The following is a 15825-nucleotide window of genomic DNA, read 5'->3' on the forward strand; positions in this document are numbered from 1 at the left end:
CCCCAGCTCGTAGCCAAGCCGCCGCCCACTCCAGATTCCCTGACTGCTGCGTGACGGCAGGGACCCTGCAGGGCAAAGCTCTGAAAACATTCCGCAGGACGCAAAGAGGCTCCGCCGCGCGAAGCGCGCAGCGGAGCCTCTTTGCATGTCCGAGGACGTTTTCAGAGCTTTGCCCTGCAGGGTCCCGAGGGGATATGTAATCTATTCAGCCATCTGAGCCTGGACGGCGGTGATGGCTACGACACCCACGATGTCGTCGGCAGAGCAGCCGCGCGAAAGGTCATTGACCGGCTTGGCGATGCCCTGCAGGATGGGGCCGTAAGCGTCGGCGCCAGCGAAGCGCTGGACCAGCTTGTAGCCGATGTTGCCGGCCTCGAGGTCGGGGAACACGAGCACGTTGGCCTTGCCGGCGACAGAGGAGCCGGGAGCCTTGAGCTGGGCGACGGTGGGGACGATAGCGGCGTCGAGCTGCAGGTCGCCATCGATGGCGAGCTCGGGAGCCTTCTCCTTGCAGAACTTCACGGCCTCCTGGACCTTCTTGGCGACCTCGCCGCCGGCGGAGCCCATGGTGGAGTAGGAGAGCATGGCCACGTGCGGCTCAACGTTGCCCATGAAGGTGGACCAGGAGTGAGCGGAGGCGATGGCGATCTCGGAGAGCTCGTCGGAGGACGGGTTGATGTTGAGGCCGCAGTCGGCGAAGATCAGCGTGCCGTCGGTGCCGAACTGCGGGGTGTCGGTGCACATCACGAAGAAGGCCGAGACCAGCTTGGTGCCCGGGGCGGTCTTGAGGATCTGAAGCGCGGGGCGCAGGGTGTCGGCGGTGGAGTGGCAGGCGCCGGAGACCAGGCCGTCGGCGTCGCCCATCTTGACCATCATGGTGCCAAAGTAGGTGGCGTCCATCACCTGGGCGCGAGCCTGCTCGATGGTAACGCCCTTCTTGGCGCGGAGCTCGGCAAACTTCTGCGCGTACTCCTCGTGCTTCTCGGCATTGCGCGGGTCGATGACGGTGGCGCCGGGAACGTTGATCTCGTTGGGATCGCCCAGGATGACGATGTTGGCCAGGCCTTCCTCGATGATCTTGTTGGCCGCGACGATGGTGCGCGGATCCTCGCCCTCGGGCAGGACGATCGTCTTAAGGTCGGCCTTGGCGGCAGACTTCATACGGTTCAGGAAATCGCTCATGATACTCCTTACAAGCGTTTCGCTAAGCTCCAGGCCCTCGGCTGTACACGAATAAACCCGCTGCTAGCGGGTTTACCTTTCAATAATGTACGCCGCGGTGCTTGAGCTTTCCTTGTGTGGCAAGCTCATTATAGGACGCATTAGCGCTATAATCGCTCTGATAAATATGTCTCGACGTATGTTCGAGAAAAAGCCCAGTTAAAAAGCGTGTGGCTTTTGACAAGGAGTATTGATGCAGATTACCTCAGGCCTGCCTGAAGGCTTTAATGCCGGTGCGTACGACATGATCGTTGTCGGCGCCGGTTATGCCGGTGCCGTTTGCGCCCGCCGTCTTGCCGAAACTATCGGCTATCGTGTTGCCGTTTTGGAGCGTCGCGGCCACATCGCGGGTAATGCCTACGACTGCACTGACGAGGCCGGAATCCTGGTCCACGAGTACGGTCCGCACATCTATCACACTTTTAATGAGCGCGTCCATAACTTCCTGTCGCGCTTTACCAAGTGGACGGACTACCAGCACAAGGTGCTCGCCAACATCAACGGCACCCTCATGCCCGTACCCTTTAACCATGCGAGCCTCAAGCTCGCCTTTGGCGATGAGCGCGGCGAGGAGCTGTACCAAAAGCTCGTGGAGACCTTTGGCAAGGACGTCAAGGTGCCCATTATGGAGCTGCGCAAGAAGAACGACCCGGATCTTGCCGAGGTCGCCGATTATGTCTATGAGAACGTCTTTTTGCATTACACCATGAAGCAGTGGGGCCAGACGCCCGACCAGATCGACCCCTCGATCACCGGCCGCGTTCCCGTCTTTGTGGGCGATGACGATCGCTACTTCCCGCAGGCTCCTTTCCAGGGCATGCCGCAGGACGGCTATACCGCGCTGTTCGAGCATATGCTCGATCACGATCTGATCGACGTGTTCTGCGACGTGGACGCCCGCGATCTCTTTGAAATCGACGAGACCACCGTCAAGATCGATGGCAAGGTCTACGGCGGCGAGATTGTCTATACCGGTCCTCTCGATGAGCTGTTCAGCCTCGACTTGGGTGCGTTGCCGTACCGCACGCTCGATATGAAGTTCGAGACGCTCGATATGGACCAGTTCCAGCCCGTGGGCACCGTCAACTACACCACGAGCGAGGACTACACGCGTATCACCGAGTTCAAGAACATGACCGGTCAGGTCCTGCCCGGCAAGACCACCATCATGAAGGAGTACTCCAAGGCCTATACGCCCGGCTCGGGCGAGACGCCGTACTACGCCATTCTTGAGCCCGAGAACCGTGAGCTCTATGAGCGCTATCTTGAGCGCGTCCAGAACCTGACGAACTTCCACCCGGTGGGTCGTCTGGCCGAGTATCGTTACTACGATATGGACGCCGTGACCAATTCTGCCCTCGATCTTTCGGATGAGATTATCGCCTGCCATGCATAAAGTCATAACATTCGGTATTCCCTCGTATAACGCCGCCAAGGACATGGACCATTGCATCACCTCCATCTTGGAGGGGAGCAATTACGCCACCGATATCGAGATTATCGTGGTGGACGACGGCTCCAAGGACGAGACGGCCGCCAAGGCCGACGAGTGGGAGGCCCGTTATCCTGGAATCATCCGCGCGGTGCACCAGGAGAATGGCGGTCACGGTATTGCCGTCCTTTCGGGTCTGCGCGAGGCGCAGGGCACCTACTACAAGGTTGTCGACTCGGACGACTGGCTTGACGGCGCTGCCCTTTCGACCATGCTGTCGATTCTGCGTGGCTTTGAGGAGCGCGACCAGCGCGTTGACCTGTTTATCTCGAACTACGTGTACGAGAAGGTTTACGAGGGCACGCATACCGCTATCGGTTACAAATTTGCCCTGCCGCGCAAAAAGATCTTTTCCTGGGATCAGATCGGTCATTTCCGCCTGGACCAGAACCTACTCATGCACAGCCTGTGCTATCGCACGGATGTGCTGCGCGAGTCCAACCTTCCCATGCCGCCGCACACGTTCTATGTGGACAACATCTACGCCTACGTGCCGCTGCCGCGTTGCAAGACCATGTACTACGCCGACATCGACCTCTACCGCTACTTTATCGGTCGCGAAGGTCAGAGCGTCAACGAGGCAACGATGGTCAAGCGTCTGGACCAGCAGTTCCGTGTTACGCGTATCATGATGGAGTCGTACCACCTGTACAGCGATGTTGAGTCGTCGCGTCTGCGTTCGTACATGATGGGCTACTTCACCATGATGATGGCGATCTGCTCGGTGCTCACCAAGCTTTCCGAGGAAGATTGCGCCGACGAGCGCCTAAAGACGCTGTGGAATGATTTGAAGGCCTACGACGAGCGCATGTATCGTCGTGCCCGCTACGGCGTGGTCGGCTTCTTCACCAACCTGCGCGGACGGGCCGGAGACAAAACCACACTCGGCCTATACCGTCTTGCCTCAAAGATCTTCAAATTCAACTAGCACAGAAACGCACGGGTAACGGGGACCCCTGGTCCTTAACTTGCTACTTCGGACAGTCCTGCGCAAGACGGAGGCGCCACTGGCGCCTCCTTTGCGTGCGGAACTCGTATCAAGTTAAGGACCAGGGGTCCTCTGCTATGTCTTGCTTTATGTCAGACGGCTGAATTTGAAGATCTTGGACGCGCGGTACACAGGGGCCTGGGCTGAAAAGAATCTGGTTGGTAGGTTGCCCGGTGGGGTTTGGTTATGTTTGTCGCGAGTTCCGCACGAGCCGAAGAGCACTTAATGTGCTCTTCGTGCGAGCCGGGACTGTAGAGCAGCAAACATAACCAAACCCCACCGGGCAACCGGACGAGCTAGTTTACTTTGCGGCGCCGGGTATGCCGTGGGAGGTTTTGGCGTTTTTGGCTCCGTTTACGATGGCGGTCTGTAGGGCCCTTACGGCGAGCATGCCCAGCAGGTCTAGGGGAACGGCAGCGCTTGCCTGGGCGCCCAGTTTGCCGCTGGCAAGGGTGTAGATGGTGTCGCCGTCGTTGGTGGTGTGTGTGGGGCGGATGGCGTGCGCATAGGCGTCTGCCGCCATCTGGGAGACCTTGGTGGCCTGAGCTTTAGTGAGCTCAACGTTGGTGACGATGCAGCTGATGGTGGTGTTGGTGCGGTCGAGCGGCATTTGCATGGAGCCGGCGGCGGCAAAGGCTGCGAGCTCCATGTCGACGATCTGGTCGCTATCTGCTGCGGCGCGCATACCAGCGACCCATTCGCCGGTGAAGGGGTCGACGACATTGCCGCAGGCGTTGACCGAGACCACGGCACCCACCTTAACAGGGCCGAGTGCCACGGCGGCAGCGCCTAGGCCGGCCTTCATGCAGGTGGCGGGGCCCATGAGCTTGCCCACGGTGGCACCGGTGCCGGCACCTACATTGCCCTGCTCGAGCGTGGTGGGGGTGTTGTCGAGCGCCTCGCGCACGGCGGAGATGCCAGCCTCAATGTCGGGGCGTACGGCGGGGTCGCCAAAGGCGAGGTCGAAGATGCAGCTGGAGCACACGATAGGCACCTGCGTGGGGCCGACGGGAAGGCCGATGCCGCGGCTCTCAAGCTCGCGAGCGACGCCGCTTGCGGCCTCCAGGCCAAAGGCCGATCCGCCCGAAAGGCAGACGGCGTGGACCTTGTCGACGGTGTTCTCGGGACGCAGCAGGTCGGTTTCGCGCGATGCCGGGGCACCGCCGCGAACGTCAACGCCGCCGGTGGCGCCCTCGGGTGCCACGATTACGGTGCAACCGGTGCCGGCCTCCTCGTCCGTGTAGTTGCCAAGGCAAAAGCCATCGACATCGCAAACGTCAATGGCCTCAAGCAGTGTATCCATGTTTTACTCCTATCGGTTTTCCGCCGGGCCTTATGCCCGGTCGGGATCCGTACGGTACGCCGAAATTGTAGGCGCTGGGGGATACCCAGCGCCAGATGCAATTACGAGAGTTTTTGAATCGCGCGCGCGACGCGGGCGATGGGTAGGCCCACCACGTTATAGAAGTCGCCCGAAATATCGTGCACGAGCATGCGTCCTCCTGTGCCCTGAATGCCGTAGGCGCCGGCCTTGTCCATGGGCTCACCCGAGGCGACATAGTGCTCGATCTGCTCGTCGGTGAGCTCGTAGAACGTCACGTCGGTCACATCGACAAAGGACAGGCTCTCGGCGGAATGCGGAGCCGTGGCGTCGCCTGCCTTAACGATGCAGACGCCGGTTGCGACCTGGTGCGTGCGGCCCGAAAGCTCACGGAGCATGGTACACGCCTCGTTCTCGGTTGCCGGCTTGCCCAGAATCTTGCCGTCAAAGGTGACGATGGTGTCGGCCGCGACCGTCAGCTCATTGGGCTCGGCATGCTCGGCGGCAACGGCGGCGGCTTTGGCGCGTGCTAAGCGTTCAACGAGCGTAAGTGGGGCCTCGCCATCAAATGGCGTTTCGTCGATATCGGCAGGAATGATGCGAATGTCATAGCCCGCCTCGCGCATCAGCTCGATGCGGCGCGGTGATTGCGAGGCCAAAATCATAGCTGAATGCCCTCGGCAACCTTCTCGACAGCCTTGTCGCCGGCGAGCGTGCGCAGCAGCTCAAGCGCAAAGGGGAGCGACTGGGCCATGCCGCTGGCGGTGATGATGTTGCCGTCTTGCGTAACCTTCTCGCCGGTATAGGCGCCTTCGGGGAAGCTCTTCTCAAAGCCAGGGAAGCACGTAGCGTGGCGCCCCTCGAGCAGGTCGAGCTCACCCAGGATAAACGGGGCGGCGCAGATGGCGGCGACGTGTTTGGCGGCGGCGAACTCGCAGACCACGTCGCAGACGCGCTGGTCGGCACGCAGGTTGGTGGCGCCGGGCAGGCCGCCAGGTAGCACGACGCAGTCGTACTCGTCAAAGTTGATCTCGTCAAAGAGCGCATCGCAGGTCACGGGAATCTGCAGCGAGCTTACGACCTCGCGCGTGGGCATGATCGAGACAAGCGTGGCGCGCACGCCGCCGCGACGCATGACATCGACCATGGTCAGGCATTCAATAGTTTCAAAGCCATCGGCGGCGAGAACGGCAACGCTGGGCATGAGGGTTCCTTTCATAGGCGGCATACAATTAGCCGTCTTATACCCCGAAGACCTCCGCTTGCCACGCTTGATTTCCCAATGTTTAAAATAGCCCCGTCCGAATTAGCTACCCCCACCCATCCTCAACAATCTCAATCTGTAACATCCATCGACCAAAACTAGCCCCAACTGTTACAGATCGAGACAGTCCCCAACAGCACCGCCCCGTTCGGGGAAACGACCGCTACAGGTACGGCGGGCAGAGGCTCACTTTTTTCTTCGGTTTTTCTTGACGGAATCTCACCTGTTGTAGTACTTTGTCCCAGTCTAAAAACGCGTGGACTTTTCTGGGCGCTAGCCACCTTTTTGCCACGCAACCGAGCAGTCGGTTGCGTGGCTTTTTTCGTCTTGGCAGCAGGTACCACATGCGCCGCCAGAAGACCGCACGAGCCCACCTTCCGACTGCAGGGAACAGACGCACGAGACGTGCATCTGCAAGACAGCAGACGGAAGGGAGCCTAATGGCAGAAACAAACACAATCAAGCAACAGACCGCCGAGGCGGGAGCCGCGGGCGCGGGGCAGGTCAAGGCGGCGCTCCAGGTCTTTGCGGGCGGCGCCTGCTACGGCGCGATGGCCACGACCTACAAGCTCGCCTACGCCGCGGGCTTCACCTCAGCGCAGGTGGTGGCGAGCCAGGCGTGGTTCGGCTGCCTCTTCTTCGCCCTCGCCACGCTCGCAGGGCACGCACTCGGGCACCGCTGGCAGCGCGTGGGCTGGAAGCTCGCCCTCAAGCTCATGGGCCTGGGAGCCCTCACCTGCCTCACCTCAATCCTCTACTGCTACGCCATGAGCGTGCTGCCCGCCCCGGTGGCACTCACGCTCCTCTTCCAGTTCACGTGGCTGGGGCTCGTGTGGCAGACCGTCATGACGCGCCGGCCGCCGAGGCTCCTCCAAGTGGCCTCCGCCCTGGTCATCGTCTTCGGAACGGTGTTCGCCAGCGGCGTCTACAAGACCGGCATCACCGGGTACGACCCCGTGGCCCTGCTCTGCGCGCTGGGGGCGGCCGTGTCCTGCTCCCTCTTTGTCACCCTCTCCGGCAAGGTCGAGGCCCCCTGCTCGTCCGAGCAGCGTGGCGTCATCGTATGCGCGGGCTCCGTGGTCATGTCGCTCACGGTGTGTCCGGACTACGTCGTCTCGGGCGTCCTCGCCCAGGGCATCCTGCCCTTTGCCGTCATCGCCGGCTTCTTTGGCATGCTCTGCCCGGTCCTGCTCTTCGGCATGGGCTCTCCGCACCTGCCCGCGGGCCTGTCCACCGTCATGGCCGCCGCGGAACTCCCCGCCGGCCTGCTCATCGCCATGATCGTCCTCGGCGAGCCGCTCGGCGTCGTCGAGTGGCTGGGCGTCGCCATCATCCTCGCCGGCGTGTGCCTGGCACAGGTCCCCTCCCTGCTTGGAGGCCGGGAGGCACGTCGCGCCGCCGCAGGACAAGCCGTCAGCTAGTCACCCCTTCACAGGCGGCCCGCGCGCATCAGGGAAAGGGCCACGGGCCAGGCGCGCGAGGCCGCAAGGACGTTATAAAGCGTCCCCCGCAGAGATGGGGGCGCCAGAGAGAAGGAGGCACCATGCCATTTCCAAAAGGGTTCCTTTGGGGAGGAGCCACCGCCGCCAACCAATGCGAGGGAGGTTATGACGAGGGCGGCCGCGGCCTTGCCAACGTCGACGTCATCCCACACGGGCCGGAGCGCAACGACGTAAGCCGCGGCCTGAGGCGCATGCTCGACTTCGAGCCCGGGTACTACTACCCGGCCCAGACGGGCATCGACTTCTATCACCACTACCGCGAGGACATAGCCCTCTTCGCGGAGATGGGCTTTAAGGTCTTTCGCCTCTCCATCGCCTGGAGCCGCATCTTCCCCAATGGCGACGAGGAGGAGCCCAACGAGGCCGGGCTCGCTTTCTACGAGGACGTGTTCCGCTGCTGCCGCGAGCACGGGATCGAGCCCCTCGTGACCATCACGCACTTCGACTGCCCCATCCACCTCGTCAAGAAGTACGGCGCCTGGCGAAACCGCACCCTTATCGAGCTCTACAAGCGGCTTGTGACGGTGCTCTTCAACCGCTACCGCGGCCTCGTGCGCTGGTGGATCACGTTCAACGAGATGAACATGATCTTGCACCGTCCCTTCATGGGTGCCGGCATCGTCCTCGAGCCCGGGGAGAATGCCCGCGAGGCCGAGTACCGCGCCGCGCACAACGAGCTCGTGGCGAGCGCCTGGGCCACCAAGATCGCCCACGAGGTCGATCCGGAGAACAAGGTGGGCTGCATGCTCGCCGCGGGAAGCTACTACCCCTACTCCTGTCGTCCCGAGGACGTTCGCGCGGCGCAGGTCAAGAACCAGGAGGACCTCTTCTTCGTGGACGTGCAGGCGCGCGGTCGCTACCCCGGCTACGCGCTCAAGATGCTCGAGCGCGAGGGCATCGACGTGGGCATGACCGCCGAGGACGAGCGCATCCTTGCGGAGAACACCGTCGACTTCATCTCGTTTAGCTACTACTCCTCGCGCTGCACCGCGGGCGACCCCGACTCCGTGGGCGGCGTCGCCGAGGGCAACGCCTTCGCCGGCGTGGAGAACCCCTACGTGCGCACGAGCGACTGGGGCTGGGTCATCGACCCGCTGGGATTCCGCATCACGATCAACGACCTCTGGGACCGCTACCAGAAGCCGCTCTTTGTGGTGGAGAACGGCCTCGGCGCCTATGACGAGGTGCTTCCCGACGGCACGATCGAGGACGACTACCGCATCGCCTACCTGCGCGAGCACATCGAGGCCATGCGTGACGCCATCGAGCAGGACGGCGTCGAGATGCTCGGCTACACCACCTGGGGGCCGATCGACCTCGTGAGCGCGGGCTCCGGCGAGATGGAGAAGCGCTACGGCTTCATCTACGTGGACCGCGACAACCTGGGCAACGGCACGCTCGAGCGCAGGCGCAAGAAGAGCTTCTACTGGTATCAACAGGCCATCGCCACCAACGGAGGCGACCTGGGCTAGCCGCCCGGGCAATATCACTAAGGAGAAAATAATGGCTGAAAAATACGACGATCTGGCCAGATCCATACTCGAGAACGTAGGCGGCACAGAGAACGTCGCCAGCGTCGCGCACTGCATCACGCGCGTGCGCTTCAAACTCAAGGACGAGTCCCGCGCCAACACTGCCAAGATCGAGGCCCTCAAGGGCGTCATCCAGGTCATCCAGGCCAACGGCCAGTACCAGGTGGTCGTGGGTAACATCGTCGAGGACGTCTACGACGCGGTCCTGGAGGCCGGCAACTTCTCGGGCGGCGCAAGCGCCGACGACGAGCCCCAGGGCGATAAGACCGTTGCCTCCGTCGTCATCGACCTCATCTCTGGCATCTTCCAGCCCATCCTGGGACCGCTTGCCGCCGCAGGCATCATGAAGGGACTGCTTGCCCTCATCACCTACTTCGTCCCGGCCTTTGCAAACGACGGCCTCTACACGCTGCTCTACACCGTGGCTGACGGCTTCTTCTACTTCCTTCCCGTCGCCCTGGCGTTCAGTGCCGCGCGCAAGTTCCGCATGAACGAGTTCACCGGCGTGGCAATCGGCGTGGCGCTTCTCTACCCGACGATGGTCGCCCTGACCTCGGGCGAGGCGCTCGGCAGCATCGACCTCGGCGTGGCCGGCACGTTCTCGTGGTACGCCACCGCCCTCGGGCTCCCCATCATCATGCCCGTGTCCGGCTACGTGAGCTCGGTGATCCCCGTCCTTCTCATGGTGTGGTTCGGCTCTATCCTTGAGCGCTGGCTCAAGAGCTGGATGCCGGCTGCGCTCAAGATGTTCCTTGTCCCGCTCGCCACGATGACGGTCTCCATCGTCTTGGGCTACCTCATCATCGGCCCGGTGGCCACCCTCATCACCAACCTGCTGAGCGCGGCATTCTCGTTCATCTTCCAGCTCCCCGTGGTTGGTTCCGTCCTGGGCAGCGCCCTGGTTGGCGGACTGTGGATGTGCCTCGTCATCTTTGGCTTCCACTGGAGCCTCATCCCCATCTCCATCATGAATCTGAACACCCTCGGCCACGACAGCGTGCTCGCCGCCACCATCGGCCACGGGTTCGCGCTCGGAGCGGTCATCTTTGCCATGTACCTCAGAAACAAGGACGAGCGCTTCCGCGGCATCGCCCTTCCCGCGATGATCTCCGCCTTCTTCTTCGGCGTCACCGAGCCGGGCATCTACGGCATCGCCCTCCCCAACAAGCGCGCGTTCGTCGTGGCATGCCTGAGCTCCGCCGTGGGCGGCGCTATCGTGGGAATGACTGGCGCTCTCATGTACATCTCGGGCGGCCTCGGCGTCTTCAACCTGCTCAACTTCATCGACGGGACCCCTGGTGGCGCCGGGATCTCCCACATGATCTTCGCGATCATCGCCTCGCTCATCTCCGCCGTCCTGGCCTTTGTTATCGAGTTCATCACCTACCGACCCAACGACGAGGAGGAAGGCGCCCACTAGCTTGCGCCCTCCTCAATCAGCTCTATGTAATTGAGGAGCAGTTGAGGTGGGTGAGGGCCGAGGGCGATCAAGGTGGCCGCCCTCGGCCCGGGACAACCTGCCAGAAGGCGTTTAGCTTTCTCGGGCGGCGCTGAAATGAACTGCGCCCCGATACTTGGACGGGTCAATTAGCGGCCTATGCCGCACATGGGGACTGATTTCGGAACTCCTCCGGGGTCAGTCCCTTTTGCTTAACCCGCCTCCTCTTGTTCCAGTGAACGGTATAGGCTTCGAGGTCCCGCTTGAACTCCTCGAAGCTCCGCCACGTCCGGCTCCTGTAGAATTCGTCCTTCAGGCGCCCGGGCAGCAGCTCCGTCGCATGAGCTTGCCCTCGCACGCCGCCGGCCCCGGCCGGGTCCGGGCACCCTTCGGCCTCCCGCTGGCCTTCGGCGCGCCCGCACCCCCTGTCGCAAAGCTCTGCTGCAAGAGTCCTCAGCGTGGCGTCGTGCCTGACTCTCCCGTCCATAAAGAAGCCCCCATTTCTAATGTTCAAGAAATGAGGGGCGGTTCAATTTCGGGACGGGGATTAAATAATCATTCGGAGCAAATCTATTTTTATCCCCGTGCCAGAAAAATCATCGGGCGTGGTCTGGGGCAAACAGTCTAGTTGCGCTTGAGGTGGACGACGGTTTCGCAGTGGAAGGTTTGCGGGAACAGATCGACCGGCGTGATCTTGACGGGGGAGAAGGTACCTTCCTCGACAAAGCGCTTAAGGTCGCGTGCCAGGGTGGCGGGGTCGCAGCTCACGTAGGCGACATCGCGAGCGCTCGTGCTGGCGATAAGGTCGATCGCCTCGGGGGCGAGGCCTGCGCGCGGCGGGTCGACCACCAAGACGTCGGCATCCTGGTCGGGGAACTCGCGCACCGCGTCTCCGCCAATGACGTCGACGTTATCAAGCTTGTTGATTTCCAGGTTACGGTGCAGGTCGCGCACGGCCGGGCCGTAGGCCTCGACGGCGGCGACGAAGTCGCAGCGGCGGGCGAGCGGCAGGGTAAAGGTTCCGGCGCCGCAGTACAGGTCCACGGCAAGCTCGTCTTCTTGCGGGTCGAGCGCTTCCATGACAAGCTCGATCAAAATCTCAGCACCCTTGGTGTTGACTTGGAAAAAAGACGGGGCAGACAAGCGCATCTGACCCTCGGCGATATTCTCGGTCCATGAGCCCTCTCCGGCGAGCATTTCGACCTTGGAGACACGGCGGGCCTTCTTCTCACCCTTGCTCATAACGCGCACTATGCTCGTGGGGTGTGCGGCGTCTGCCAGCACGCGCGAGACTTGCGAGCGCGGAAACGACCCCGTGGGCGTCCAGAGCGCGACCTCGAGCGCTTTGGTGCGACGCGAGGCGCGAATGCCCACGCGCTCCAAGCCCAGGTCGTGGCTGCCGCTCAGATAATTGAGCGCGCCGACAACCGATTTGAGTGCCTTGGGGAAGCGCTTATCGAACAGCGGGCACGAATCGACGGTCACGATCTTGCTGGGATCGACGCCGTGCATGCCAAGACGAACGCGGCCGTTAACGACGGTCGGTTCGAGCTCAATTTTATTGCGGTAGCCCCAATCGTCCTTGGTGTGGCGGATGGGCTGCACCAGCTCGTCGACTTGCTCAGGGGTGAACTTGCCGATGCGCTCGAGCGTGGAGCGCAGGTTTTGCTCCTTGGCGGCAAGCTGAGCGGTGCGCGAGAGATTGCCCCACGAGCAGCCACCGCAGATGCCCACGAAGGGGCAGGGAGGCTGAATTCGATCGGGGCTCGGTTCCAGAATCTCGGTGGCGCGGGCGCGCATAAACGATTTGCCGTCCTGCACGATTTCGGCCTCGACGGTGTCGCCCGCCACGGCGCCCTGCACAAATACGGCTTTGCCGTTATCGGCATGCGCCAGACCATCGGCGCCGTAGGTCATCGATTCTATAGTGAGCTTCATATCCCTGCCTGTCATTCGCGTTGTTGTCCGCAACCATGGTAGCAGGGAAAAGCGCCCCGTACCTGAGGCATTCCTCAAATACGGGGCGCTTCTACAAACGTCTATTTCGTCTTGCCGGTAATGAGCGTCTTGAGTCCTAGGCCGATTAGGCCCAAGCCCATGCGCACGCGACCGGGGCGATGGCGCTCGATGGCTTTGGTCTTGCCGGCGGGTTTCTCGCGGCGGGCGCTTGCCTGGGGCGCGGGCTTGGCGGTCTGCGGCTGAGGCTGGGGCGCATGCTCGGGCTCGGGCTCGGGCTCCAGGTCGGGCTCGATGACGGTCGCCTGGACCTTCTGTACCTTAGGGGCTGCCGGCTGTGGCTCGGGCTTGGGACCCAGAACAGGTGCGGATTCCGGTTTTGCTTTGGCGACGGGCTCCGAAGCCACGGCTGCGGACTCGGCGTTGCGATAAGCGCGCTCCAACAGGAACTCCTGCGAGTTAAAGGGCTTCTCACCCTCTTTTCGCTCTACGGGAACCCAGGTGCCGTCGCTCGTCAGGCTACGTGCCTTCACGTTGTCGCGCAGCTGCACACCCATGTACTCGTGCACCAGCGCGCGGCAGGTGGGGTCGAGCACGGGGAAGGCGATCTCCACGCGATGCTCGGTGTTGCGCGTCATCATGTCGGCAGAACTCAGGTAGATCATGTCCGAGTCCACGCCGAAGGCATAGACGCGCGCGTGCTCCAAGAAACGTCCGACGATAGAACGTACGTGCACGTTTTTGGTCTTGCCCGCAATGTTGGGCTTCAGGCACGAGATACCGCGGATGATCATGTCCACGCGCACACCGGCACACGATGCCTCGGCGATCTTGTCGATGACCTCGCGGTCGGTCAGCGAGTTGAGCTTAAAGAATACGCGCGCGGGCTCGCCGGCGAGAGCGCGTTGTATCTCGCGGTCCAGACCGCGCATGATGAGTGGCTTGAGACCGACGGGCGCCACGCCCAAAAAGCGGTAGTCGCCGCGCAGGTTGCCCAGCGACAGGTTGCGGAAGAACAAGTTGGCGTCTTCGCCGATGCCGGGATGGGCGGTCATGAGCATAAAGTCGCTGTAGAGCTTGGCCGTCTTCTCGTTAAAGTTGCCGGTGCCCAAAAGCGTGAGTCGAGTGAGCGCCATGCCCTCGCGATAGGTGAGCTGGCAGATCTTTGAGTGGCATTTAAAACCCTCGGAGCCATAGATGACGGTGCAGCCCGCTTCTTCCAGACGCTCTGCCCACTCGATGTTATTTTGCTCGTCAAAGCGCGCGCGGAGCTCCATGAGCACCGTGACCTCTTTGCCGTTCTCGGCGGCGTCAATCAACGACTCGCACAGACGACTCTGCTTGGCCACGCGGTAGAGCGTGATGCGCAGCGAGATGCACTCGGGGTCGTATGCGGCCTCGTGTACCAGGTCCAGGAACGGATTCATGGCCTCGTAGGGGTAAAAGAGCAACTTGTCGCCCTGCAGCACCTGCTCGCGAATGGAGCGGGACATGTCGATGGTGGGGTTGGGCTGAGGCTTAAACGGCGTAAAGAGGAGCCCGTTGCGCAGGTGCTCGGGAATTTTGCCCTCGATGCCAAAGACATAGCCCAGGTCGAGCGGGATATCGCAGGTAAAAACCGAGCGGCGCGAAAGCTCGAGCGCTTTGCGGATGGTCTTGAGTGTCGCCTTCTCGAGCGAACCGGAGACGGCAAGCACCACCGGTTGCAGGCGCAAGCGCTTTTTGAGGATGCGCTTCATGTGCTGGCGGTAATCCTCTTCCTCCTCGACGCCCTCGCCGTCCGGGTCGATATCGGCATTGCGGGTGACGCGGATCAGAGCGCGGTCGAGCGGCTTATAGGAGCCAAAGCAGCTGTCCAGGCAGGCGAGAATGACGTCCTCGAGCAAGATGTAGGAGTAGGTGCCGGCGGGCGAGGGGATCTCGACCACGCGGTTCATTGAGGCGGGAATCTCGATAAGGCCCAGCAGGCTCTCCTCGTCCGTGACACCGTCCAGTCCGCAAGCTAGATAGAGTGCGCCGTTGCGCAGGTTGGGGAAGGGGTGGCGCGGGTCAATGACCAACGGCGAGATGACCGGCGACACGTAGGCCTGGAAGTAGCGGGTGACAAAGGTGCGCTCCTCGGGCGTAAGCGAGTCGATGCGAGCGCGGTGAACGCCCAGGGCGTCGAGCTTGCCCTCGATGCTCTTGAAGATGGTTTCCCAGCGGGTAAGGAGCCCGGGCATCTCGGCCATGACGGCATCGACCTGTTCGGAGGCGGTCATATTGCTCTTGTTGTCGACAGGCTGTTTTTTGAGCTCTGCCAGATCGGACAGGCCGCCCACGCGCACCATGAGAAACTCATCGAGGTTAGACTCGAAAATCGACACGAACTTTAGCCGCTCGAACAGCGGAACGGTCTCGTCGAAGGCTTCGTCAAGCACACGGTTGTCAAAGCGCAGCCAGCTGAGCTCTCGGTTCTGCGTGTACGAGAAGTCGCGCGGCGGCTTACGCAGCTTTGCAGCGGCTTGCTTTTTTTCGATTTTGCTCGGCATATGCATCTGTCCGTTCAGTCCCCGTGGGGGACGGTTGCCTAACACTATTCACTATTGTCTCAATTTAGTCGACCTATGGCACGGACGTATCGCGTGAACGGTATCTTTACCTACTTCTTACGCTGACAAGCCATAGAGCTGACGCCCTTCGCGTTGTGAAAAACGGTCTATATCCTCACTCAACTGGTGAGTATGTGTGAATAAGAATGATAGGTAGCTGAATATCATCGAATACAGACAGAAACACGAACAAGCGTCATTTATATACATAAAACCGTTTTAGATATGCAATTCTTAATCGAAAGATTGGAGTTGTAATTGCGAATGATTTTTAAGAAAAAAGAGCATTTACCTTAGAAAAGCTACTTTAGAACGCCGAAGTGCATTATGGGGGAATCATATTCTATATACCGTTCATCGAACTTTGTTGACCGTTCGGGGGCGAGGTGGAATTGCGGTTGGAATTTGGATATAACTAGAGCTGTCAGCAAGCAGCACCCGTTACGGAAGGGTGCTGAGAGATTCGGCCGAAAGGCCCGAAAGAAAGGTAGGAGGCCATGACGAAAGGTCTGCACGTGCC

12 protein-coding genes are annotated in these 15825 nt (G+C 61.4%); 5 read left to right on the top strand and 7 right to left on the bottom strand.

Annotated features, from left to right (window positions below; translation table 11 throughout):
* Positions 1–201 precede the first annotated feature (201 nt).
* Entirely contained in the window at positions 202–1182 is a 981-nt protein-coding gene (gene pta, locus DW180_RS04955; RefSeq protein ID WP_089573084.1) for a phosphate acetyltransferase, read from the bottom strand.
* A 232-nt stretch (positions 1183–1414) separates the two neighbouring features.
* Here pta and glf point away from each other — a divergent pair, with 232 nt between their 5' ends.
* Both glf and DW180_RS04965 read left to right on the top strand, forming a co-directional pair.
* Positions 1415–2617: a UDP-galactopyranose mutase gene (gene glf / locus DW180_RS04960; RefSeq protein ID WP_118237717.1), complete on the top strand. Its 1203-nt coding sequence runs from the start codon at positions 1415–1417 to the stop codon at positions 2615–2617.
* On the top strand, positions 2610–3641 hold the full coding sequence (locus tag DW180_RS04965; protein WP_022094096.1) for a glycosyltransferase family 2 protein: 1032 nt from the start codon (positions 2610–2612) through the stop codon (positions 3639–3641). Before glf ends, DW180_RS04965 begins: the two co-directional genes overlap by 8 nt.
* Before the next feature lie 361 nt (positions 3642–4002).
* Here DW180_RS04965 and DW180_RS04970 read toward each other — a convergent pair whose 3' ends face one another.
* The 3 genes from DW180_RS04970 to DW180_RS04980 all read right to left on the bottom strand — a co-directional run bounded on the left by DW180_RS04970 (position 4003) and on the right by DW180_RS04980 (position 6226).
* Positions 4003–5004: a P1 family peptidase gene (locus tag DW180_RS04970; RefSeq protein ID WP_118237719.1), complete on the bottom strand. Its 1002-nt coding sequence runs from the start codon at positions 5002–5004 to the stop codon at positions 4003–4005.
* A gap of 101 nt (positions 5005–5105) precedes the next feature.
* On the bottom strand, positions 5106–5687 hold the full coding sequence (locus tag DW180_RS04975; RefSeq protein ID WP_118237721.1) for a nucleoside triphosphate pyrophosphatase: 582 nt from the start codon (positions 5685–5687) through the stop codon (positions 5106–5108).
* Entirely contained in the window at positions 5684–6226 is a 543-nt protein-coding gene (locus DW180_RS04980; protein ID WP_117735750.1) for a DJ-1 family glyoxalase III, read from the bottom strand. Before DW180_RS04980 ends, DW180_RS04975 begins: the two co-directional genes overlap by 4 nt.
* A gap of 500 nt (positions 6227–6726) precedes the next feature.
* Here DW180_RS04980 and DW180_RS04985 point away from each other — a divergent pair, with 500 nt between their 5' ends.
* The 3 genes from DW180_RS04985 to DW180_RS04995 all read left to right on the top strand — a co-directional run bounded on the left by DW180_RS04985 (position 6727) and on the right by DW180_RS04995 (position 10740).
* Positions 6727–7707, top strand: coding sequence for an EamA family transporter (locus DW180_RS04985; RefSeq protein WP_117638210.1), 981 nt, complete (start codon positions 6727–6729; stop codon positions 7705–7707).
* Between the two features lie 122 nt (positions 7708–7829).
* Complete coding sequence (locus DW180_RS04990; RefSeq protein ID WP_117583936.1) at positions 7830–9260, top strand: 6-phospho-beta-glucosidase; 1431 nt, start codon at positions 7830–7832, stop codon at positions 9258–9260.
* Between the two features lie 31 nt (positions 9261–9291).
* Positions 9292–10740: a PTS transporter subunit EIIC gene (locus DW180_RS04995; protein ID WP_118237722.1), complete on the top strand. Its 1449-nt coding sequence runs from the start codon at positions 9292–9294 to the stop codon at positions 10738–10740.
* Positions 10741–10915: 175 nt separating this feature from the next.
* Here the strand turns inward: DW180_RS04995 and DW180_RS10355 are convergent, their stop codons facing one another.
* From DW180_RS10355 to ppk1, 3 genes are all read right to left on the bottom strand, one after another.
* On the bottom strand, positions 10916–11245 hold the full coding sequence (locus DW180_RS10355) for an IS3 family transposase (RefSeq protein ID WP_197032199.1): 330 nt from the start codon (positions 11243–11245) through the stop codon (positions 10916–10918).
* Between the two features lie 137 nt (positions 11246–11382).
* On the bottom strand, positions 11383–12711 hold the full coding sequence (gene rlmD / locus DW180_RS05005; protein ID WP_118237724.1) for a 23S rRNA (uracil(1939)-C(5))-methyltransferase RlmD: 1329 nt from the start codon (positions 12709–12711) through the stop codon (positions 11383–11385).
* 86 nt (positions 12712–12797) lie between these two features.
* Positions 12798–15245, bottom strand: coding sequence for a polyphosphate kinase 1 (gene ppk1, locus DW180_RS05010; protein WP_233545183.1), 2448 nt, complete (start codon positions 15243–15245; stop codon positions 12798–12800).
* Between the last annotated feature and the right edge of the window lie 580 nt (positions 15246–15825).

This window comes from Collinsella sp. AM16-21 (genome assembly GCF_003471905.1).
Taxonomy (GTDB): domain Bacteria; phylum Actinomycetota; class Coriobacteriia; order Coriobacteriales; family Coriobacteriaceae; genus Collinsella.

Excerpts from the sequence above, each read along its gene's own strand:
- DW180_RS04985 (WP_117638210.1), top strand. The coding sequence starts at position 6,727 with ATGGCAGAAACAAACACAATCAAGCAACAGACCGCCGAGGCGGGAGCC.
- DW180_RS10355 (WP_197032199.1), bottom strand. The coding sequence starts at position 11,245 with ATGGACGGGAGAGTCAGGCACGACGCCACGCTGAGGACTCTTGCAGCA.
- DW180_RS04965 (WP_022094096.1), top strand. The coding sequence starts at position 2,610 with ATGCATAAAGTCATAACATTCGGTATTCCCTCGTATAACGCCGCCAAG.
- rlmD (WP_118237724.1), bottom strand. The coding sequence starts at position 12,711 with ATGACAGGCAGGGATATGAAGCTCACTATAGAATCGATGACCTACGGC.
- glf (WP_118237717.1), top strand. The coding sequence starts at position 1,415 with ATGCAGATTACCTCAGGCCTGCCTGAAGGCTTTAATGCCGGTGCGTAC.
- DW180_RS04975 (WP_118237721.1), bottom strand. The coding sequence starts at position 5,687 with ATGATTTTGGCCTCGCAATCACCGCGCCGCATCGAGCTGATGCGCGAG.
- pta (WP_089573084.1), bottom strand. The coding sequence starts at position 1,182 with ATGAGCGATTTCCTGAACCGTATGAAGTCTGCCGCCAAGGCCGACCTT.
- DW180_RS04995 (WP_118237722.1), top strand. The coding sequence starts at position 9,292 with ATGGCTGAAAAATACGACGATCTGGCCAGATCCATACTCGAGAACGTA.
- DW180_RS04980 (WP_117735750.1), bottom strand. The coding sequence starts at position 6,226 with ATGCCCAGCGTTGCCGTTCTCGCCGCCGATGGCTTTGAAACTATTGAA.
- ppk1 (WP_233545183.1), bottom strand. The coding sequence starts at position 15,245 with ATGCCGAGCAAAATCGAAAAAAAGCAAGCCGCTGCAAAGCTGCGTAAG.
- DW180_RS04970 (WP_118237719.1), bottom strand. The coding sequence starts at position 5,004 with ATGGATACACTGCTTGAGGCCATTGACGTTTGCGATGTCGATGGCTTT.
- DW180_RS04990 (WP_117583936.1), top strand. The coding sequence starts at position 7,830 with ATGCCATTTCCAAAAGGGTTCCTTTGGGGAGGAGCCACCGCCGCCAAC.